This is a genomic window from Streptomyces ipomoeae 91-03 (assembly GCF_000317595.1).
In the GTDB taxonomy this organism is placed as follows: domain Bacteria; phylum Actinomycetota; class Actinomycetes; order Streptomycetales; family Streptomycetaceae; genus Streptomyces; species Streptomyces ipomoeae.
Map to the genome: position 1 here is coordinate 1 of NZ_AEJC01000671.1, position 18,770 is coordinate 18,770.

20 protein-coding genes, 1 tRNA gene and 1 pseudogene are annotated in these 18,770 nt (G+C 69.2%); 8 read left to right on the top strand and 14 right to left on the bottom strand.

Annotated features, from left to right (window positions below; translation table 11 throughout):
• Window positions 1–12: 12 nt before the first annotated feature.
• From STRIP9103_RS44145 to STRIP9103_RS44155, 4 genes are all read right to left on the bottom strand, one after another.
• Window positions 13–534 (bottom strand): hypothetical protein, encoded by a 522-nt coding sequence (locus STRIP9103_RS44145; RefSeq protein ID WP_009342915.1) that lies wholly within the window; start codon window positions 532–534, stop codon window positions 13–15.
• The gene (locus tag STRIP9103_RS52990) at window positions 531–665 is read right to left on the bottom strand and encodes a hypothetical protein (RefSeq protein ID WP_267950650.1); all 135 of its coding nucleotides are present in this window, start codon (window positions 663–665) and stop codon (window positions 531–533) included. The genes STRIP9103_RS44145 and STRIP9103_RS52990 overlap by 4 nt, the downstream gene beginning before the upstream one ends.
• 679 nt (window positions 666–1,344) lie before the next feature.
• Window positions 1,345–1,791, bottom strand: coding sequence for a DUF3592 domain-containing protein (locus tag STRIP9103_RS44150; RefSeq protein ID WP_009342905.1), 447 nt, complete (start codon window positions 1,789–1,791; stop codon window positions 1,345–1,347).
• 690 nt (window positions 1,792–2,481) lie between these two features.
• Window positions 2,482–2,772 carry a hypothetical protein gene (locus STRIP9103_RS44155; protein ID WP_234022458.1) on the bottom strand — a complete coding sequence of 97 codons (291 nt, stop codon included), beginning with the start codon at window positions 2,770–2,772 and terminating at the stop codon, window positions 2,482–2,484.
• 315 nt (window positions 2,773–3,087) lie between these two features.
• On the opposite strand from STRIP9103_RS44155, the gene STRIP9103_RS44160 reads away from it, so the two are divergent.
• Window positions 3,088–3,165: transfer RNA gene (locus STRIP9103_RS44160), tRNA-Met, on the top strand.
• 166 nt (window positions 3,166–3,331) lie between these two features.
• Here STRIP9103_RS44160 and ligA read toward each other — a convergent pair.
• Window positions 3,332–5,410 carry an NAD-dependent DNA ligase LigA gene (ligA, locus tag STRIP9103_RS44165; protein ID WP_009342923.1) on the bottom strand — a complete coding sequence of 693 codons (2,079 nt, stop codon included), beginning with the start codon at window positions 5,408–5,410 and terminating at the stop codon, window positions 3,332–3,334.
• A 551-nt stretch (window positions 5,411–5,961) separates the two neighbouring features.
• On the bottom strand, window positions 5,962–6,531 hold the full coding sequence (locus tag STRIP9103_RS44170; RefSeq protein WP_234022459.1) for a CAP domain-containing protein: 570 nt from the start codon (window positions 6,529–6,531) through the stop codon (window positions 5,962–5,964).
• A gap of 347 nt (window positions 6,532–6,878) precedes the next feature.
• Between STRIP9103_RS44170 and STRIP9103_RS44175 the strand changes: the two genes are divergently transcribed.
• Both STRIP9103_RS44175 and STRIP9103_RS44180 read left to right on the top strand, forming a co-directional pair.
• Entirely contained in the window at window positions 6,879–7,466 is a 588-nt protein-coding gene (locus STRIP9103_RS44175) for an NAD(P)-dependent oxidoreductase (RefSeq protein ID WP_078614270.1), read from the top strand.
• A 143-nt stretch (window positions 7,467–7,609) separates the two neighbouring features.
• Window positions 7,610–8,089 (top strand): aldo/keto reductase, encoded by a 480-nt coding sequence (locus STRIP9103_RS44180; protein ID WP_078614271.1) that lies wholly within the window; start codon window positions 7,610–7,612, stop codon window positions 8,087–8,089.
• Window positions 8,090–8,132: 43 nt separating this feature from the next.
• Here STRIP9103_RS44180 and STRIP9103_RS44185 read toward each other — a convergent pair whose 3' ends face one another.
• The 3 genes and pseudogenes from STRIP9103_RS44185 to STRIP9103_RS44195 form a co-directional block, all read right to left on the bottom strand.
• Window positions 8,133–9,080: a hypothetical protein gene (locus STRIP9103_RS44185; protein WP_048822272.1), complete on the bottom strand. Its 948-nt coding sequence runs from the start codon at window positions 9,078–9,080 to the stop codon at window positions 8,133–8,135.
• A 480-nt stretch (window positions 9,081–9,560) separates the two neighbouring features.
• Window positions 9,561–9,827 (bottom strand): annotated as a pseudogene (locus STRIP9103_RS53320) (helix-turn-helix domain-containing protein); the annotation flags it as partial.
• Between the two features lie 84 nt (window positions 9,828–9,911).
• On the bottom strand, window positions 9,912–10,460 hold the full coding sequence (locus STRIP9103_RS44195; protein ID WP_009342921.1) for a GNAT family N-acetyltransferase: 549 nt from the start codon (window positions 10,458–10,460) through the stop codon (window positions 9,912–9,914).
• On the opposite strand from STRIP9103_RS44195, the gene STRIP9103_RS53710 reads away from it, so the two are divergent.
• The gene (locus STRIP9103_RS53710) at window positions 10,459–11,007 is read left to right on the top strand and encodes a DUF6233 domain-containing protein (RefSeq protein WP_374011034.1); all 549 of its coding nucleotides are present in this window, start codon (window positions 10,459–10,461) and stop codon (window positions 11,005–11,007) included. The two genes, STRIP9103_RS44195 and STRIP9103_RS53710, sit on opposite strands and share 2 nt — an antisense overlap.
• An 8-nt stretch (window positions 11,008–11,015) precedes the next feature.
• Here STRIP9103_RS53710 and STRIP9103_RS44200 read toward each other — a convergent pair whose 3' ends face one another.
• On the bottom strand, window positions 11,016–11,822 hold the full coding sequence (locus tag STRIP9103_RS44200; RefSeq protein ID WP_009342911.1) for a methyltransferase domain-containing protein: 807 nt from the start codon (window positions 11,820–11,822) through the stop codon (window positions 11,016–11,018).
• Between the two features lie 221 nt (window positions 11,823–12,043).
• Here STRIP9103_RS44200 and STRIP9103_RS44205 point away from each other — a divergent pair, with 221 nt between their 5' ends.
• Complete coding sequence (locus STRIP9103_RS44205) at window positions 12,044–12,427, top strand: hypothetical protein (protein WP_009342938.1); 384 nt, start codon at window positions 12,044–12,046, stop codon at window positions 12,425–12,427.
• A 341-nt stretch (window positions 12,428–12,768) separates the two neighbouring features.
• Here STRIP9103_RS44205 and STRIP9103_RS44210 read toward each other — a convergent pair whose 3' ends face one another.
• The 3 genes from STRIP9103_RS44210 to STRIP9103_RS44215 form a co-directional block, all read right to left on the bottom strand.
• The gene (locus STRIP9103_RS44210) at window positions 12,769–13,221 is read right to left on the bottom strand and encodes a YbhB/YbcL family Raf kinase inhibitor-like protein (protein ID WP_048822275.1); all 453 of its coding nucleotides are present in this window, start codon (window positions 13,219–13,221) and stop codon (window positions 12,769–12,771) included.
• 306 nt (window positions 13,222–13,527) lie between these two features.
• The gene (locus tag STRIP9103_RS50480) at window positions 13,528–13,674 is read right to left on the bottom strand and encodes a hypothetical protein (RefSeq protein ID WP_158696970.1); all 147 of its coding nucleotides are present in this window, start codon (window positions 13,672–13,674) and stop codon (window positions 13,528–13,530) included.
• Between the two features lie 201 nt (window positions 13,675–13,875).
• The gene (locus tag STRIP9103_RS44215) at window positions 13,876–14,121 is read right to left on the bottom strand and encodes a DUF5133 domain-containing protein (protein WP_319278724.1); all 246 of its coding nucleotides are present in this window, start codon (window positions 14,119–14,121) and stop codon (window positions 13,876–13,878) included.
• Window positions 14,122–14,525: 404 nt separating this feature from the next.
• On the opposite strand from STRIP9103_RS44215, the gene STRIP9103_RS44220 reads away from it, so the two are divergent.
• Both STRIP9103_RS44220 and STRIP9103_RS44225 read left to right on the top strand, forming a co-directional pair.
• Complete coding sequence (locus tag STRIP9103_RS44220) at window positions 14,526–15,818, top strand: hypothetical protein (RefSeq protein WP_009342924.1); 1,293 nt, start codon at window positions 14,526–14,528, stop codon at window positions 15,816–15,818.
• Window positions 15,819–16,063: 245 nt separating this feature from the next.
• On the top strand, window positions 16,064–16,297 hold the full coding sequence (locus tag STRIP9103_RS44225) for a hypothetical protein (RefSeq protein WP_009342909.1): 234 nt from the start codon (window positions 16,064–16,066) through the stop codon (window positions 16,295–16,297).
• Between the two features lie 265 nt (window positions 16,298–16,562).
• Here STRIP9103_RS44225 and STRIP9103_RS44230 read toward each other — a convergent pair whose 3' ends face one another.
• Entirely contained in the window at window positions 16,563–17,363 is an 801-nt protein-coding gene (locus tag STRIP9103_RS44230) for an SDR family oxidoreductase (protein WP_009342937.1), read from the bottom strand.
• A 484-nt stretch (window positions 17,364–17,847) separates the two neighbouring features.
• Here STRIP9103_RS44230 and STRIP9103_RS44235 point away from each other — a divergent pair, with 484 nt between their 5' ends.
• A complete protein-coding gene (locus STRIP9103_RS44235; RefSeq protein WP_009342913.1) occupies window positions 17,848–18,630 on the top strand; it encodes a DUF899 family protein in 783 nt (260 codons plus the stop codon).
• The last annotated feature ends 140 nt before the right edge of the window (window positions 18,631–18,770 follow it).

Consider the following 18,770-nt stretch of genomic DNA (forward strand, 5'->3'; position numbering starts at 1 on the left):
CCGCGGTCCCTGTCACGAGCCTTCGGACGGATGCTGGGCTGTTCGCCAGCGCGGGGCCTGGTCGTCGGGGGCGTCCGGGGAGGCGAAGTGGAACGGCACCCCGAGGTGGTTGGCCAAGGCCCGTCCTGCATCTGCGGCGACGCTTCCCGGCGGGGGCCCGCCAGGGCGGCGGTAGACAGTGGCCAGGTGGCCTTCTCCGTCCGGGTCGTCCAGGACCGCGACCAGGAGCACGAACCAGTTATGGACGGTGTCGCCGTCCCAGAGTGCCTCGACCGCGGCCACCCGGCCCGGGTGGGCGGCAGCACGGGCTGCGAGTGAGGGGATGTCGAGCGGATCGGGCGGCCTGTGCTGCACGCGGTCGCCGAGGATCTCGTAGCGGGCGTGGACGACCTGCTCCGCCTCGTGCAGGCCCAACCCCAGTGGACGCAGGGCCTCCCACACCACCTTGACCGCCGTAATCCTTCGGTCGCGCAGCACGTTCGCGTCGACCTCTTGGCGGGTCTGTTCCTCCAAGTAGGTCCACCAGCCGTTCACCGGGCCACCAGGGCGGATTCCGTGAAGTGCGTCATGGGCTGAACGTATCTCAGCCGCAAACGGCCCAGTCGGCCCAGTCGGCCCAGTCGGCCCAGTCGGCCCGCAGGAACGCTGTCGCTGCTCGTGAACATTCCGCCTCGTTGTTGGGGGGCTTCGTGCCTCCCGAACCGGTGTCGAAGCGCTGTCCGTTCTCAGGTTCTGGCCCAACTTCTGTGGTCGGTCAGGGCACGTGTCGTGCCGCGGGCCCGGCGCGGAGTACTGGCATATCCAGCGGTACAAGCCATGCCCCCGAGCGACGGCTCGCTCCGCGAGGGCACCCAACGGCCGGAGATGGGCGGCAATACTGTCCGCGTCAGGCGGTGTCGAGAAGCAACCTGAGCGAGCCCAGCCCTGGGCAACGTCCTCCAGATACTCCCGGTCGAGGCTCGTGAGCGCGTCACGAAAGGCATCCGTGAGCGACACGCTGATAACGTCACCGTCCCCCACCATGGCGACCAGTGGCCGTGCCAGGAGGTCGGACTTGATTACGCCTGCGGGTCGGCCTGTCATGACTACCTCGACAGTCAGCAGGTCGACAATCGGGGCGATTCTCTTCACCACGAACGGGTCGTACCCGCCACCACCGGGCTCGCCATCCGCGCGCACGACCGCTCGGCCGGCCCCTTGATCGCCCCTGGTCGCCCTGACCTCGTGGCAGGCCCAGGTCGAGCGGGCACCCGTGCGGCCGGGCCAGAAAGGCCCTACGGATCTGGTCGTACAGCACGGGACGCTCGAGGGCGCGGCGCACTGCCTTTCCGCAAGACGAGAGTGTCAGGGCATCGAGCCGTCCGAGTTCCAGGCGACCATGAGAAAGAGAGCGAAGGCGATGAACACGGCAAGGAAGAGCATCGCGCCGCCCGTGCTCGCGGCGAGCTTTACCCGGGCCGGGACCTTGGCGGTGGCGTGCTCGGGGCGCTCCGGCAGATAGTGGACGGTGACGATGTCGCCCTCGACCGTGGTCGACGGCCCGCCCTCCTCGTCAAACCGGATGACGCGATCGTCACGGGTCGTGAACTCGTAGACGTGATGCAGTGTCGTACGCACCGTGCTGTCCCCGCCGCCGCTGGTCGTCGTGTACGACCTGACACACCGCGCCTGGGCCGTGATCCCCCTGGACCAGGCATCGCTGACCTGTCGGGACCGGCGGAGCAGGACGACGGCCGCGTACACCGCAAAGGCGATCATGAGGAGGGGTACGACGTTGAACAGAGCTTCCATGGGATCCCCCAGGGGCTGTACGTCCACTTGAATGATTGGCGTGCCGGGGAACATATCGGGACGACCTGCGAGTCCGACTCGAAGCAGGCTCGGAATCCGCCGTGTTCACCCACTCGTACACGAGGAAGATCACGGCCGCGGAAAACGACCGAGAACTTGCCCAGCCGTCACGCCCTCGGGCGCGGCGGCGCCGGCTGCGGCAGCACAACCAGTCAAAGCGCGGCCCCGGCCCTCGGCACCGCCACAGTGCCGGCGACAGCTTTCCCGTTCCACCGCAGGGGCGGGGAACGGCACTTGGGGGTACGGCGACGTCCACAACTGGTCCGACTGCACGACGCATATAAATCGGCATCGTGCGGCTGGAGCAGGAGGCACCAGGCCCCATGCGTATCGCCGCCGGGCAGAGCCGCAGTCCTGTGCTCCACGCATCGCCGCCGAGTGGAGGCGGCTCAGGTCATCCTGGCCGCCTCTTCGCAGTGGTACAGCGCCCAGCTCTTCCAGCTCCGCCGACCGGACATTGGTCCGCGCATCATCTTGTGCGATAAGTACAACGGGCCGCCGCGCCCAAGGTCTCGAACTCCCGCCACCTGATGGCACATCAGCCAAGTCCACTCACGAACCTGCCCTGACCAGCAGGAACGGCGAACTACGACTGGAGCGCCAGGTCTTCCGGCTCGCTGAACGCCAAGCTCAGGATTTGCCGGCGACCTCGGTGACGTTGTTGGCGCCGGCCGCTTCGTCCTGCGCCATACCAAGGAAGCGCCGGATCGCTTCGACCGGCATGTCGAGCCCCTCGGAGGCGGACTGCTCGCCGCCGAACACCTGCACTGCCTCGGTGACGGCCAAGGCCAGTTCCACCTCTGCCTTGCGCATCTTGGCCTCAGCCTTGTCAACGGTGTCGACCACCGCCAACTGGCGGCGCTGCTTCTCCTGAAGTCTCTGTTTACGGGAAAGGGCTTTGTCGGGGTTCTGCACGATCATGACCAAGATCATAATCCGTCTCGTGCGCACCAATGACATCGGCAACCCACCTAAACCATAGGGATGTTCACGGCTGGAAGGCTCAGCATCGCGGGCCGGTCGAGCCGTTGCCGCAGATGGCTGTGGTGCCGGTCGGGGGACATCCCGATCGGCCGCAAACGCATCCGGCTCGATCTGCCGTGGATCCCGTTCCCTTGTTTCTTCGCCCTCCTCACCTGATCTGCCTCAGAAGCTGTTGTGATGCGGTGGTGAGGTCCTGCCCAGACGGAAAATCCCTGCGCGGCTGGCGGCCATGGCGTACGGTGGTCACACCGACGCGGGGTGGAGCAGCTCGGTAGCTCGCTGGGCTCATAACCCAGAGGTCGCGTGGTTCAAATCCCGCCCCCGCTACCAACTCCGGCCCCCTCGAATTCGCCAATGTCGAGGGGGCCGGAAGCATGTTGCTACGAGATACAGGCGGTGCGAGGCGCGTCCCATCACGGACGCTGTCATGCCGGCTATCGCCGCTGCGCCGATGGGCGCCGCCGGGATCTCTGAATCGCCTGTCCCTGTGAGGGATTCAGGCGAGATGGTCGGCGACCAAGGTGGCGAATTCGTCGGGTGTGGCGAGGCGGATGCCGAGGGCTTCGGCCTTGGCCCGCTTGGATCCGGCGTTCTCCCCGGCGACCACCAGGGTGGTCTTCTTCGACACAGTGGAGGAGGAGCGCCCTCCGGCCCGTTCGATCAGCTCGTTCATCTGGTTGCGGCTGAGCTTCTCCAGCGGCCCGGCCATCGTGCCGGTGACCACCACGGTCATGCCCGTGAGCGGCCCGCCCGCAGCCTCCTCCTCGCCTCCCCCGTCGGCGCCGGCGGGGCTGGGCGCCGTGGCACCAGGCTCCGTCATGTTCACGTCGGCTGCGACGAGTTTGTCGATGAGCTGGGCGAGTTCGGCCAGTTCGGCGACGATGGAGGGGGCCTTCTCGATGCCGATGCCGTCGACCTGCTGCATGGCCGTGGCGTCGGCGGCGCGGATGTTGTCCATGGTGGCGAAGTAGCGGGCGATGCGCCGCGACATCGACCGGCCCGTGCCGCGTACGCCGAGCGCGCACAGCACGCGGGACAGCGGCTGTTTCTTGGCGGTGCTGATCGCGGTGAGCAGGTTGTCGGTGCTGGTCTCCCCCATCCGCTCCAGGCCGAGCAGCTGTTCGCGGGTGAGGGTGAACAGGTCGGCGAGATCGGCCACCAGGCCCGCCTCGACGAGCTGGACGACGCGGGTGGCGCCGAGGCCTTCGATGTCGAGCTGGTCGCGGCCCGCGGCGTAGGAGAGGGAAGCGACCAGGTGGCAGTTGCGGCCCTGTTCGCAGCGCCAGCGCTCCTGGCTGGTGTCGATGCCGGAACCACACCGCGGGCACACCTCGGGAAAGACGATGGGCTGTTCGTCGCCGGTGCGCAGGTGGGCGACGGGGGCTTCGATGCGGGGGATGACGTCGCCGGCCCGGTGGACCATGACGTGGTCGCCCAACCGGAGGTCGCGGCGGGTGATGTCGGCCGGGTTGTGCAGGGTGGCGTAGGTGATGGTGGAACCCTCGATCTCGACCGGCTCGAGCACGCCGCGCGGGGCGATGATGCCGGTGCGGCCCACGTTCCACTCCACTCCCAGCAGCCGGGTGATCTTCTCCACGGCCGGCAGCTTGTAGGCGATCGCCCACCGGGGAGCCCGCGACCCGGACCCGGCTGTGTACTGATCGGCGGCCAGGTCGGCCTTGATGACGATCCCGTCGATACCGAACGGCAACTGGGCCCGCAGCGCCGCGATCTCCTGCACCCGGGCCAGCACCTGCTCACTGCTGTGGGCCACCTTGCCCGGCACCGCGGTCGAGGCGGTGGTGTTCACCCCGAGGTCGGCGGCCAGGACCATCAGATCGCTGTGGGCGAGTTCGCCCAGCCTCGTGGTGAGGACGGTATCGGTGTCGGGCAGGGGCAGCAGGCCGTAACCGAAGAACGTCATGGGCGCCGTGTAGGCGCGCTCTTTGGCGCGCAGCGTGCCCGCGGCCGCGTTGCGGGGGTTGGCGAAGGGCTGTCCGCCGTGGGCGGTGCGTACCTCGTTGGCGTGCTCGAACTGGGCGGCCGTCATGAGGACTTCGCCGCGCACCTCCACACTGACCGGTTCGGACAGTGTCTCGGGCAGGCCCTCGATGGTGCCTGTCGTGTGCGAGACGTCCTCCCCCGCCGTCCCGTCCCCCCGGGTGATCAGCCGCGTGAGGCGGCCGTCGGTATAGCGGGCGGCGATCGCCAGACCGTCCAGCTTCGGTTCCACGCTCCACTGAGCCACATCGTGACCGACACGCCGGGCCAACGACGCCGTCCAGGCGGTGAACTCCTCCGCGGAGAACACATTGTCCAGGCTCAGCATCGCCACGGTGTGCGGCACATCCCCTTCGACCGCGCCGCCGGCGACCTTCCCCGTCGGCGAGTCCGTCAGCACCTGGTCGGGATGATCGGACTCCCATGCGGCGATGCTCCGCACCAGCCGGTCATAGGTGTCGTCGTCCAACGGCGAAGTGCCACCCGCGTAGTAGGCGGCCGCAGCCTTCACCGCATCCTCGACCGCCTGCACGTAAGCGGCGGCATCCACGATCTGAGCAACAGGAGTCGTCATGACCGTCATCCTGCCTGCCACCACTGACAACGGGCCCAAAACGCTGGCGGCGTACGGTCTGCGTCGGTCCGTCGTCGTCCGTCATCACAGATGCCCACCGCGCCACGTCCGCCCCTTCAGCGGAGCGCAGCCGGCTGACATCGGCGCTGCCCTTCGCCTCGGTCGGCAGGTGGTGCTCGGGCAGGTCGGGGTGCGACTGGAGCGAGCCGCACCCCTGCGGTAGGTCAGCGGCTCATTGACCAGCCGTTTTCCGGGTCTCCTGGGTCGATGGCGTCGTGACTGGCCGTGAGCGCCTGAGTGACGGTCGACCAGGAGAACCATGTTCCTGCCACGTATGTCGCGGGGTGGCGGTCGGAGAGTTCCTGGGCCCGGTGGGGGCTGGAGAGCGCGTCGGACTGCGCCGCCCCCGAAGCTGATCCGCGCCCGGCATGCGCAGTCGGCGACATTCACCACGGCCTCGCCGTCCAGGATCACGCCGGGCGGCAGGCTCTGGTTGTACCTCGCAACGGTCATCGACCACTACAGAGAGGCAGTCATCGGTTGTGCAATGGTCAGGCCTGCTGGCAACTGCCGAAGGTCACGACATAGGTTCCCGCTCCGCTCGCGCCGACGCCGGCCGGATCGGCCGCGCCGCCCAGGCCCCAGCGCCCGATCTCCCTCAGCGACGGGTCGAGGACGATCTGACGGTGCCCCCATGTGCTGACGTTCACCCACCAGTTGACGGCCTCCCGTGGCGTGCCTCGGCCGCCCCAGCCGGTGTAGGTGATCTCGCTGATCTTCCAGGACCGGGGGTTCGGGCAGTAGCCCGCGGCTTTGATACGGCTCTGTGGCGTCGACCCGGTCCGAGGATTGGTGTGCGAGTCCTTGCCGGGCCCCCACCATTTCAGGCGCACCGCCTGGTCGGTGTGCTGAAACGCGGCGTCCGTGAGGGACTGGTTGTACGTGAGCGCCGGCAGCCCGTGCCGTGCGCGCTCGGCGTTGATGAGACAGACCAGCGCCTGCCGTGTCCCGAGGGTGCCGGTGCCCCCTCCCGGGCTCCGGTCGTAGTAGGCCGCCGCGTTGTCGCACTCCGAGTCGGCCGTGGCCTGTGACGCGGTGGCGGGGACGAGGGTGGCTGACAATACGCCGGCCGCGGCGAGAGTCAACGCGGTTCTGGTGTGTGAAGCGTGCCTTCTCACGATGGTTCGACCTCCCGCGAACAGAGGGTTCAAAGCGGACGGAGAGGGCGACGCAGCGCTACGACACTCGCCTCCCAGCCTGACACCCGGCCTGTCCGGCCGCCACCCAGTACCCCGCGATCGCGTTCAACGCCGTGCTGCTGGCTCTGGCGGTCGTCGTCGCATGGGGCCGCTTCGGCCCGTACTCCTTCTGACCCTCACCCCCCGAACGGCAAGGACGAACACTGTGCGCATCACCGTCTTCGGCGGCACCGGACCGACCGGCCGGCTCCTGATCGACCGGCCGGTTCCTGATCGACCAGGTCCTGGCCGAGGGGCACGAGGTCGTCGCCTACGCCCGCACGCCCGCGAAACTTCCCACCCACGAGCGGCTCACCGCGATCCGGGGAACACTGGACGACTCCGCCGCCATCGGCGAAGCAGTACACGGCAGCGATGCCGTACTCAGCGTGCTCGGGCCGGGCACCAAGAAGGCCGACATCCCGCCCTTGGCCACCGGATACCGCAACATCGTCGCCGCGATGCACGAACACGGCGTCGAACGGCTCGTCGCCATGGGGACGCCCAGCATCACCGATCCCGCGGACGGCAAGGAGCCCATGGTCGGCCTCATGGTCACCGGCATCCGCATCTTCCAACCCACCACGTACCGCGCCATCGTGGCCATCGGTCAGATCATCCGCGCATCGGGGCTGAAGTGGACCATCGTCCGGTTCCCCTGGCTCACCAACGGCCCCAGGACCGCCTCGGTCAACGTCCGCAACGTCGGCGCCGGGGGCGGTCTCCGCCTCTCACGGGCCAACGCCGCCGCGTACTTCCTCGAACAGGCCGCCGACTTCTCCCAGATCGGCCGTGCGCCATTCGTCACCGACACATAGAGGCGCCCGGAGGGACCCGCCCAAGCCACCGACCGCACATACGACGCAGCCACCCGCTGACGGGCGACACCGGGAGGACCCACTCATGCGTGCCGTGATCACCACCGACTACGGCGTAGCATCCTGCCGCACACCTCCCCCGCCTGAACACGTGGAAGGCTCTCGAGCGGATCTACGCCGAGGGCCGAGCCAAAGCGATCGGTGTCTCGAACTTCGAGCTCGCGCACCTGCGACGGGTATTCGACGAGACATCGGTGGTACCGGCCGTCAATGTCATCAAACTCCACCCGGGAGCCCCCCAGCACGAGTCGCGCGATTTCCACACCTGCCATGGCATCGCCACTTGGGGATGGAGCGCCCTGGGCCGAGATGAGAACCTGCTGGAAGACCCGGTGCTGCGGCGACTGGCGGAGAAGCACGGACAGAGCCCCGCGCAGGTGGTGCCCCGGTGGCACATACAGGAGGGGAACATTGTGTCCCCGAATTCGGCGACACCCGCCCGCATAAAGGAGAACATCGACATCTTCGACTTCGAACTCGACGCGGAGGATCTCGCCGCGATCGCCGATCCGGACACCGGAGAACAGACGGTCCATCAGCTACCGGAGGAATTCAGCTGGTGACCGGAAGTCGCGGACCATCACGCTGTACCAGGAATCAGCCGAGCTACGACCACGCATCCCCGAGCCGACGTCGAAGCACGGCGCCGTAGGAGCCGTGACTCAGCCGGAACCGCATGGCATCGGTGCCGTCCGCCCGAATGTGCTCGATGAGCAGGGACCTCAACGGCTCCGGCACTTCTCCACCCTGTGCCCGGGTCCACTCAGGACCGGCAAACAGGTCGGCGGCGCCGTCGAGCTGGACCGGACTCAGAGGGGACGCGGCACACGCGGCGAAGACGAGACGGGGTTCCTCGGCCAGAAGCTGGCGGCGCACTGCCAGGTCGTACCACATCAGCCCACCGGCCGTCCTGCGGGCGGACGTTCCAGCCCAGGCCAGCAGGAGCCGAATCCGTTCGACGCTGTCGGGATAGTGCTGCCGGGTAAGGGCTTCAAGCCGCTCACGAGCGTTCGCCAGGTGACATGACCAGGCTTCATGGTCCCGCCTGAGCGGGCGGGCTACATCCGCCGCGGCCTGGGCCAGGCCCTCGGGCGCGGCCCGTATCCAGCGCAGCCGGCGCCGCTCCGCCTCGGCCTCTTCCTCGTCCAGTTCCTCCCGCGCTTCTCGCGATCCGGTCAGCCCCCGCTCCGCCAGCCAGGCAGTGAGCGCCGGTCCGTCCTGCAGTTCGGCGTCGTAGTCACCAATGCCGCGCAGACCGGACTGGTGGTGCAGCGTCCAGCGGGCGACCGGATCGCCCTGCGTGCCGTACACCGTGATCGTCGGCCATCCATCGCACAGGCACGTGTCACCGGCGCCGCCGTCGACGATGGCCAGGCGCCGCGCCAGTTCGGCGGTCTCGGCACCGGTCACGGTCAAACGCGGCAAGTCGGCTGAGTCGGCCTCGTCAGGCGATGCCTCGACGATGACGACCCTCGCGGCGCGCTCCAGCACCGCGCGCAACCGAGCCGTTGTCGGCCGGTCCTCGTCCCTGTTCTCGCGATCTTCGATGTTCACTGCGGTGACGATACGGCAGCTCACTCACGGGCGGTGGGCACCGGACTCGGAGCTGAGCATGCGGTTGGCCAGGCGGGCCATGTCCAGCGCTCAGTCACAGATAGTCGGCCATGCGCAGCGATAGTCGCCCCGTTGTGGTCTTCGCCAACTCGGCTTCGGTCGCGGGCGGGCGAGGCCGGGGCGGCCCCAGCCCACCATCGACCCGCGTTCGCTACGGTGTCGGTCCATGACGGTCCTGATCATCGGCGGCAGCGGATTCCTGGGCACCGAACTGGTCCGCCAGGCCACCGCGGTGGGGCATGAGACGGCCGCGACGTTCGCTTCACGACCGGGCCGGGTGTCGGGTGTCGCCTGACATCCGCTCGACGTCCGGGACCCTGTGGGTGTCGCCGGGGTGATCGCCGATGTGGCCCCCTCAGCCGTTATCAACGCGTCGAGCGGCAGGTCCGACTGGTCGGTCACCGCCGACGGCGCGGTCCGCGTGGCGCTTCCGGGCCGACCGCCCTCGTACTTCGGGTAGAGCACCTCGAAGCCGTCGGCATTGAAGTTGTGGATCACATCCCGCGCGCGGTCCGCGCTGGTGAATGCGACCTCGGCGATCTTCACCACCGGCATGCCCTGCGCGTACGGCAGCACCATCTGCGCCCGCCGCCAGGTCACCGCCGACCCAGTACCCCTGCGGATGATCCGCAGCAGACGCCTGCCCTCGTCGTCCTCGATCTCGCGGACGCGTACTCGTTCTGCCACCCGCCCAGCCTGGCGACACCTCACCGCCCGGACCAGCGTCCAAATGGCGCGTCATGTCACAACAGGGGGTCGGCGCTCGCGTCACTATGCGTTGGGGTCACGCAGGCCGACTGCGTCATGCCGCCAGAACGGCTCTGCGTAGACCAGCGTCCCCGTCATCCATGGCTCATGCTCCGGGAACCTGATGACCTGGAAGGCACCGTCCGGGATACGCAGGGATGGCTTTCGGAAGCCCAGGCCACCACCGGGCACGAAGCCGAAACGCGAGTAATAGCCCGGATCACCCTCCAGGAAGACGAGGGGAACAGCCCGCTCGGCGAGGACCCCCAGTCCGTGTCGGACCAGGGCCGAGCCGATACCCCGCTTATGGAGCTCAGGCATCACTGCCAGCGGACTGAGGACTTGCACGTCGACCAGCCGGCGAGGGGCATCGAGAAGACTGCGGGTGAACATGACATGCCCGACGACCTGCCTGTCCTGCTCGGCGACCAGCGAGAGACCGTCCTCAGGTGTGATGGTGTCCCGCAGGGTATCGACCAGGTCGGCCACGACAAGGCCATGGTCACCGAACGCCTGCAGGTGAACATCCCGCACGGCCTGTCTGTCGCTCGGAAGTTCTTCGCGAAGATCCATGCCCCGGAGGGTAAAGGCCCCTCCGGGTGGCTTGCACACGGTTTTGGAGCCGGAAGGACCCGCGGCCGGTGACCGCTCAGTTGCACATCGGTCGGCATCCGAACCGAACGTCGCTCCGACGGGGCAAAGGTTCGCTGATGCGGCACCGGCTCTGAAGCGGCAGACCGATCAGGAACGCGGGCGCCGCAACCGGCCGCCGCGGCCTGACTGGTTCATCGAACTCGGCATCGGGATCGGCATCCCGTCCACCGCACTCCGCACCAGCGGCTGCTACGCCGCGGGCAAGCGGCACCGCACCGTCGACGGAGGCGAAGCCCGCCATGTCTTGGCCGCAGGCCTGCGTGCCTGCACCCGCTGCCGCCCCGACCAGCACCTCGACATCCTGGACTGGAGCCCGATGGCCACTCCGTCCCCGCACCGCCGCGAGCGGCGTAGGGCTGGGCACCGGGGTCCGCGTGGTCTTTGTGGCCCTCCTCCCCCTCCGAGGGGTGAAGCCGTGCGGGTGGCGATGGAGCTTCGTGAGGGCGGACAGAGGAGGCGGCAATAGGGGGAGGGTCACGACGGGCGGCGTCCCCACGCGGAGATCATCGGGGCGGTGGCGAGGTCGAGGCGTCCGGTGGCGACGTTCGCCAGGTGGCAGTCGATCTCCTCGTCCGTGGCAAGTCCTTCCGTCACCAGACGGCGGCGGATCTGCCGCACAGTCGCGGCCTCGAGGACGGCGCATGCCGGCGAGGTGATCGGGAAGTACGCATCGGCCTGAACGTCGTCCAGACCGGCCTCACGCAGCAGCCTGGGCAGGGTTCGCCCGTACGCGAGGTCCGCGCCGCGGGCTGCCATCAAGGTTCGGAAGCCTGATCGCAATCGGTTGGCGAGCCGCTGTTCGGGACCCGACTCGTCCGGGCACAACAGCGGCTGCAACCCCGGGTCGGCGTCCTCCAGGAGCAGCCAGCCGCCGGGCCGCAGTGCCTGGACCATCCGGCGCAGCGCCTCGGTGCGGTCGGTGACGTGTACCAGGACCAGTCGGGCATGGACGAGGTCGAAGCCCCCGGACGGCGGCGGTTCGGCCGCCACGTCGTGGCGCATCACTTCGATCACGCCTCCAGCGATGCCCCGGGTCCAGGACACGTCGATATCGGTGGCAATCACCGTTCCCGCGGGGCCGACTCGCTCGGCCAGCCCGATGGGTACGGACGGACCACCGGCACCGACTTCCCAGCACCGCATGCCGGCAGCGATCCCGAGCCGGTCGACATGCCGGAATGTCACCGGATCGAACAACTCGCTGAGGGCGTCGAATCGGATCCCCGCCTCCGATTGCTGGTTGTCCAGCAAGTAGCCCTGATCCGTGTCGTGCTCAGCCATGTGGCGATTCTGGCAGAGGGGGCGGACCCAGCGCTCAGCTCGACCAACTCAAGCAGGGACCAGTCAACCGATCGACGAGGGGGCGAGGGTGACCGAGCTCTGGGCGGGAAGGGGTGCCGGCAAGGTTGCCGCTTTCGTGTGGCAGGTTGCCTCTCATGACGCCGTAGGCATCCGTCGGTTTGGCGGGACAGCCCGTCAGCTCGGCGGGGCAGACTGCACACATGCGACTCCCCGCTGAAGCCGTTGCCGCCACCGTACTGATCGAAGTCGTGAGGATCTCCGCCCTCCCGACCGAGTCGGGCGCCCCATACCCCGGCGAGGTGGTCACTCACTGGGCTGGGAGCGAGGCCGCCGACGCCCTGACCTTGATCGAGGCCCTGCCCGGCAGCGAACAGCACCGCTGTGGCTTCTCGCCCGGCTGGAGCGTCCGGGCGTACGAGGACACCCTCGACCTGGTGTTGTTCGAGGCGGCGTTCTGCTTCAGGTGCCATGAAGTCCGCATGCATGGAACGGCTGTGCCACCCGCGCTGGCCACACAGTTCTTCGACGCGGACGCCCCACCGGCCCAGTCCCTCCTGGCCCTCTTCCGCGAGGCGGCCCTGTAGCCGCCAGGCTTCCGAGAGGGGGAGGTGCTGGGCGGGCGGGGCACGTTACGGGTGCTGCGGATCGCGATGTGGGTGTTGATCGCGGTCGCAGTGCCGGTGTGGCTGGTGCGGATCGGATACCTGACCGAGCAGCACCGCCTGCCCGAGGCGACCTCGCCCGCTGGGCGCCGCCGGTGCTGCTGCCGCCGGCCGCCGTGACCGTCGGTGTCGATCGGCTCGCTGGGCATGGTGGCCACGGCCTGGGCATGGTCGGCAGCTGATCGTCATCCCGGTCACCGCCGTGGTCGCGGCAGACAGCGTGGAGTACCCGGGCTCGTTCGCCTTGGAGAAGCTTCAAGGGCTCAGCGGTGGTAGAGCCCGACGAGGTTGCCGCTGGCGATTTCGTGTTTCTCGACGGCTTGGTGCACCTGGTCCGCGCTGGGGGCATCGGGGAGAGCGCATGGTTCGGAAAGGGCGTAGAGGCGGAAGAAGTAGCGGTGTGCCTCATCCCCGGCCGGCGGGTGTGGCCCGCCCCAGCCGGGCTCGCCGAAGCCGTTGATGCGTTCAGTGCCGCCCGGCGGACGCTGTCCCGCCTCCACGCCACCGCTGCGTGGGTCGATGCCGACCACGATCCAGTGCACAAAGGTGCCCGACGGTGCGTCGGGGTCCTCGCACAGCAGGACCAGCTCCGCGGCGTCATCCGGTACCCCGGACCAGGTCAGCGGAGGGGAGGTGTTTTCGCCCTCGCGCGCGTACCGGCGCGGGAGGAAGGAGTGGTCATTGAACGCGCTGCTTTTCAGCTCGATGCCGGCCATGGGGCTGAGGTACCCGTTGCCGCGATCGGTCAGACGGCGCTGATCGAGTGGTCGCCGGAGCACGCCCCTGGCCGGTGCGGACGAATGCCGGCGTATGCGCCCTGGGTGCGCGGGGTGTCTCGCTGGTGTCTCCAGGGGAGACCGATGGCTTTCGGCAGCACGTTGCGCTTCGTGGCGGCGGCCGGTTGAGACGCAGTGGCTGGAAGACCGTCGGCGCTTACGATCGAACCCCCATGTCTCCATGGCGGAGCGTGCCGGTGTGGTGACGTTCGGCCATCACCCGCTTCTCGTTCGCGTCCTCTTTCCTCAGGTCACGGCACCATGGGCGTCGATGTACGGGTCACCGGACGACAGCGGCGGGCTCTTACAGGCGACGGCCGCGACGACCAGCCGCAGCCGGGGCGCCCAGTCCCTGCGTGGTTGTCCGACCGCCCGAACGTCGCCGTTGAGCACGTCGTATCGACGGTTCGGCCGTCACGTCCGTCCGGCTGCGTACCCCTGCCGGCGAGATCCTGATCGCCTGGGGCCGCCGGCCTCCGGGTGGCTTCGCATCCTGTCGTCGTGACAACCGGTCTGGGCTACTCGGGATCGACGCTGAAGGCAGTGGGCTTCGCCGACGCCGACCTGTGGATGTCCTGTGGATGTCCTGGCAGCTCAGTGGCGGAGAGGCTGTTGCCGGGTCATGGCGTCGGCCAGCTGTCTGCGGGCCGCGTACAGCGCCGTGTCCAGCTGGTGGGTGCCGGTGAGCACACACAGTGTGTACGTCGCGTCCTCAAGCCGGCGTTCGGTCTCCGCGTCGGCGTCGGACGCCAGGCGCCGCTGGAGCGTCTCGCACCTCTCGACCAGCTCCCGCAGAAGTGAAGGATGCGCCATCACCATGGCGACCGCCTCCGTCCTCACCCGTTCGGACCATCCTCCTTCGCTCCACGGTCGCAGCCGCCGACGGCCGCCGCACCTTCAAGGACGACCGGTTGGGCCGGGTCGGCCACAAGGTCGTGTCGAGCCGCCGGGACGTAGGCACAGCCGATCACCTCACCTGGCGGCACGGCTGCGTTCCCACCCGGGTCGTAGGCGGGTATGACGGCCGCGTTGATGCTGCTGCCCGCCGGCTCGCAGGGGCCTGAAAGTCCGACGGATCGTCACGGGAACGGCGCATTGCGCGCTTGCTCGGGCAAGCGGCTCGTCGGGCGATCTTCGGCGATGTTGCGCAGGATGGGTTCCGGTCTGCCCGGCCAAGGCGATGGACGGACGGGCGGCCCTTCGTACGCGGCGGAGATGCCGCACCACCCCACCAGGAGAGGCTCATGGCAGCGATGACGGATGTGCTGGTACCGGCGTTGGAGGACGCCCGCGAGGCTCACGCCGCGGTCGTCGACCGGTTCCGCACCGATGTGAACAGCACACCGCCCGGCGCCCGCCGGCAGAGACTTGAACGCCACATCGCCGAGGCTGAGGACCACCTCGAGCGCATCGAGGGCCGCGTACGCGAGATACGGCCTGACCGGGGAGCGTTGTCCGCTGCCGGGCAGTTCGTGCGGTCCGCGGCCCACGGCGCCGTGCGGGTGGCCATGCTGCCCGTGGAGGTCACTGTGGCGGCCATGACGGAGATGGCGGACGGCGAGAAGCTCGCCCGTGAGCGCCGTCTGCTGAAGAACACCGAGGACGAGTACGCGGCGGCGGCCAGGGCCATGGCGGCGTGCCAGGCAGGGGAGAACATCGCCGAACAGCTCCACGACCGGGAGACCGCCGACCTGCTCCGCATGCTGCGCCGCCAGGAAGAGCAGCTGCTGGAGAGCCTGGAGGAAAACCTCACCGAGCGGGCCAGGGCGGTGGCGGCGGCCAGCAACGGCCGCCCTCCCGCCGAGGCCGAAGTCGCCGAGGGCGGCCTGCTGGACGCGGTGATGCGCACCGTACGCGCGGCTGTGAACCGGCTGCGGGCAGCCTTCCGAAGCAACACCAGGCGGGTGAGAAGCACGGCTGAGGGCGCCTGGCGGGAGATGCCCGACGCCACCCGCATGGCCGAGGGCATCCAGGGCGCCGTCACCCGCGAGCAGGACCTGCCGATCTCCGGCTTCAGCAAGCTCGGGGTCCCGGAGATCCAGCAGCGCCTGCGTGGCCTGTCCCAGAGGGAGCTGACGGTCATCGAGGGCTATGAGCGCGCGCACTCGGGCCGTCCCGGGGTGCTGAACTCCATCGAACAGCTCCGTGAGGCCGAGCCGTGGGCCGGCTACGACACCATGGACGCGGAACGCATCAGGATGCACCTGCCGGACGTCTCGGACCGCGTGGTCCGTCAGGTACTCGAGTACGAGCGGCACCACCGCCAGCGCGACACGGTGATCAATGCTGCTGAGAAGGCGCTGCGGGCTGCGTCCGAGGCCACCCACCGGGCCGAAGGGGAGGCCTCGGGCACGGCCGCCCGTAAGGAGGACCTGCCCATTCCCGGCTACGGCCAGCTCGGCATCACGGAGGTCCGCCAGCGCCTGCAGGGCCTGTCCCGTCCGGATCTCGCGGTGATCGAGGACTGGGAACGCGCGCACTCCAACCGGCAGGCGGTCCTGGACGCCATCGAGGAGGTCCGCCGCAGCAAGCCCTGAACCGTCCGCAGTACACCTACCGCCCCGGTGACCGAGGCATCGGCTGCCCGCCGGGACCGGGGCGGCAGGAGCGGGTGCGACAGGCCGACCCTGTTGGCGCAACGCCGCCGGCAGGGTCGGCCGGTGGGGCACTGGGGTGTACTGGCTCGGTCGGCACTCGGTCGCCGCGCGATCTTCAGCGCCGTCCCGCACTCTGATGTGGAGATTGCCGTCGTCTTCGCTCAAGAAGGAAGGGAAGGACCACCATGGCCAGCAATACGGAATCCGGCGACATCACCGGCACCAAGGACAAGGACTACAACCTCATCTGGTTCATCGAAGCCTGTCTGAGCAACGCCCTGCGGATGGACACCTACATCCAGGACGCGGAGCGGGACAACGACACGGAGGTCCTGGAACTGTTCCGCAAGGCCCAGGCCGACAGCCGCAAGGGAGCGGAACTCGGCAAGGAGCTCCTGCGCACCCGGCTCGGCAGCTGACTCAGGCACCCCGGGCGGCCGGGGCCGGGTCGGCGGCCTGGCCGGCGGGCGCCGGCCGTTGACGGGCGCGGGCGCGCCGGGCAGGCAAGGGCATGACGGGTACCTCTGCTCCAGCCCGGTAGGTGGTCGGTGGGGAACACGCAGGCGTGCTTGAGGGATCACCACTGCCGCTGCGCTCGGTTTCGCGACTGGCCCGGGCCGCCGGGCGCGGCCGGTAGCTCAGGTCAGGACGTGGCGAGAGGCACCGGATGGTTGCGTGCCGGTGTCACTGAGGTGGGTGGTGTTGCAGCCATGCGGACCATGTCACGGTGCCGCGACGGCCGCCGGGGCAGGTGAGTTCGCGGGCGGCCTGCCTTGCCCGACCAGGCACCGGCAGTCTCACGACCCGGCGGTTCCGGCCTCGGATTCGCTGCCACTGCGCGACGAGGTCGTCGAACGTGAGCACCTCCGGTCCGCCGAAATCCTCGCACTGCCCGCCGGGCCCGTCGGCGACACGCTCGGCCACGTACGCGGCGAAGTCGCCGGAATCCACCGGCTGGGTCTCGATGTTCATGGGCAGCGGCAGCACGGGCAGCCGAGCGGCCTTGCCCAGCATGCGGTCGGTCAACCAGTGGAACTGGGTGGCGCGCAGTACCGACCAGGGAATCTTCCCGCCGCGCACCAGTTCCTCCGCTGCGTGCTTCAGCCGCAGATACGGCAGGCGCGGCCGATCGACCCCGACGATGGAGACGTAGGCGAAGTGGTCGACTCCGGCCCTGGCGGCCTCGTCGAGCAGTCGGCGCGTGCCGTGGACGTCGACATCCGGGGGGCTGCGCCAGAAGTCGGCCGGCAGGACGTAGCCACGCCGTGCGGCCGGGGACCACGTGGCGGCGTGCACGAGGGTGCGGACTCCCGACACCGCCTCTTCGACTCCTGCCCCGGTGGCGAGGTCGCCCCGCACCCACTCCACGTCCGGGTCGGTGCCGCTGGAGCGTGCGAGCACGCGCACCTGATGGGCGGGCTTCAACAGGCCGATCAGGTCCCGGCCCAGATGTCCGGTCCCGCCCGTGACCAAAACGGTGTCCATAGGCCACACCTCCAAACCGAGCGGCTGTGATCCGACTGTCTCACCTCGCCAGTGCCACGGCATTCCCTGTCCGGGCCCTATCCGGGCTGCGTCATCACGAGGGAGGGCCGCTGTGGCGCGAGGGTCCTGTTTGCTCAACCGTGCGGTCGTCCAAGCCCTCACCACAGCTCCAGGCGAGTCGGCGCACGGCCCGAGCGGGACCCCGACCACCTTGCCGCGCGTCCTGTCCACGGCAGCCGACGCTCGCCACGGCCACCTCCGCCGGTTCCGCACGCTGGTTCGAGGGTTCACCCGCAGGGTGGGAGTATCGAAGCTTCCGGCTCCCGGAGCGCGTCTGTGAACTCGTCAGCCCGGCGTGGTCCGTGGCGGCTCGACCCAGGGCGCCCCCGCTGCGATGAGTTCCGGCCGGGTCGGGAGTCTGTTCTGGTGACCGTCGTAGAACGTCGTACGACGCTGCCCGGCACGAGACACCACGGAGGACACCATGACCACCACGCCGGACGACCCGACCACCGCGCTGCCCGGCCGCCCGCCGGTTGTTGACCTGGCCACCTGGCAGGCCGCCCGTGACGAGTTGCTGGTCCGCGAGAAGGCCCACACCCGCGAGGGCGACGCCATCGCCGCGGCCCGCCGCCGACTGCCGATGGTGGAGTTCGACGGGACGGTCGAGGTCGTCGGACCCGACGGCCCGGTCCCGTTCCTGGACCTGTTCCAGGGCCGCGACGAGCTCGTGGTCTACAAGCACATGTGGTACGACGGCGCGCCGCACCAGGGGCAGTGCGAGGGCTGCACCACCACGGCCTGGCATCTGAAAGACGCCGCCTACCTCAACGCCCGCGGCGTCTCGTTCGCCATCCTGACCACGGGTCGATGGGAGGAGGTGGCTTCCTACGTCGAGTTCATGGGCTACACCCAGCCCTGGTACTCGGTGCGCGACGCGGACGCACCCGTCGGCAGCGACATGGGTCACCTCACCTGCTACCTGCGCGACGGCGACCGCACGTTCTTCACCTACTCCACGACGGGCCGTGGCAACGAGCGGGTCAACGGGTCCCTCGGCCTGCTCGACATGACGCCCTACGGCCGGGGCGAGGCGTGGGAGGACAACCCCGAGGGCTGGCCCGAGGGGGGCAACCCGTGCTGGTCCTGGCGTTCGGACGCGGACGGGAACGCCACCTGGGGCCCGACCAGCCGCCCCGTGCCGCAGTGGACCCGCCCCGGCGCGACCCCCGTGGAGACCCTCGGCCGGCACGGCCACCACCACTGACGCACCGTCCGGGTGCACGGAACGTCCGAGTGCCAGTCGTCATGCCCTGCGGCGACGGGGAGCACCGGCGGGCGCGGGAGACAGGCCGAGCGACGCCGTCAACCACACGCCCGCCGCCACCCGGCACTCACCGCGACAGC

What these genes read in the sequence shown, in the direction of transcription:
- STRIP9103_RS44230 (WP_009342937.1), bottom strand. Translation starts at nt 17,363, where the DNA reads ATGGACACCGTTTTGGTCACGGGCGGGACCGGACATCTGGGCCGGGAC.
- STRIP9103_RS44225 (WP_009342909.1), top strand. Translation starts at nt 16,064, where the DNA reads ATGGCCAGCAATACGGAATCCGGCGACATCACCGGCACCAAGGACAAG.
- STRIP9103_RS53710 (WP_374011034.1), top strand. Translation starts at nt 10,459, where the DNA reads ATGCCCCGGAGGGTAAAGGCCCCTCCGGGTGGCTTGCACACGGTTTTG.
- STRIP9103_RS44195 (WP_009342921.1), bottom strand. Translation starts at nt 10,460, where the DNA reads ATGGATCTTCGCGAAGAACTTCCGAGCGACAGACAGGCCGTGCGGGAT.
- STRIP9103_RS44200 (WP_009342911.1), bottom strand. Translation starts at nt 11,822, where the DNA reads ATGGCTGAGCACGACACGGATCAGGGCTACTTGCTGGACAACCAGCAA.
- STRIP9103_RS44235 (WP_009342913.1), top strand. Translation starts at nt 17,848, where the DNA reads ATGACCACCACGCCGGACGACCCGACCACCGCGCTGCCCGGCCGCCCG.
- ligA (WP_009342923.1), bottom strand. Translation starts at nt 5,410, where the DNA reads ATGACGACTCCTGTTGCTCAGATCGTGGATGCCGCCGCTTACGTGCAG.
- STRIP9103_RS52990 (WP_267950650.1), bottom strand. Translation starts at nt 665, where the DNA reads ATGTTCACGAGCAGCGACAGCGTTCCTGCGGGCCGACTGGGCCGACTG.
- STRIP9103_RS44150 (WP_009342905.1), bottom strand. Translation starts at nt 1,791, where the DNA reads ATGGAAGCTCTGTTCAACGTCGTACCCCTCCTCATGATCGCCTTTGCG.
- STRIP9103_RS44220 (WP_009342924.1), top strand. Translation starts at nt 14,526, where the DNA reads ATGGCAGCGATGACGGATGTGCTGGTACCGGCGTTGGAGGACGCCCGC.
- STRIP9103_RS44210 (WP_048822275.1), bottom strand. Translation starts at nt 13,221, where the DNA reads ATGGCCGGCATCGAGCTGAAAAGCAGCGCGTTCAATGACCACTCCTTC.
- STRIP9103_RS44155 (WP_234022458.1), bottom strand. Translation starts at nt 2,772, where the DNA reads ATGATCGTGCAGAACCCCGACAAAGCCCTTTCCCGTAAACAGAGACTT.
- STRIP9103_RS44205 (WP_009342938.1), top strand. Translation starts at nt 12,044, where the DNA reads ATGCGACTCCCCGCTGAAGCCGTTGCCGCCACCGTACTGATCGAAGTC.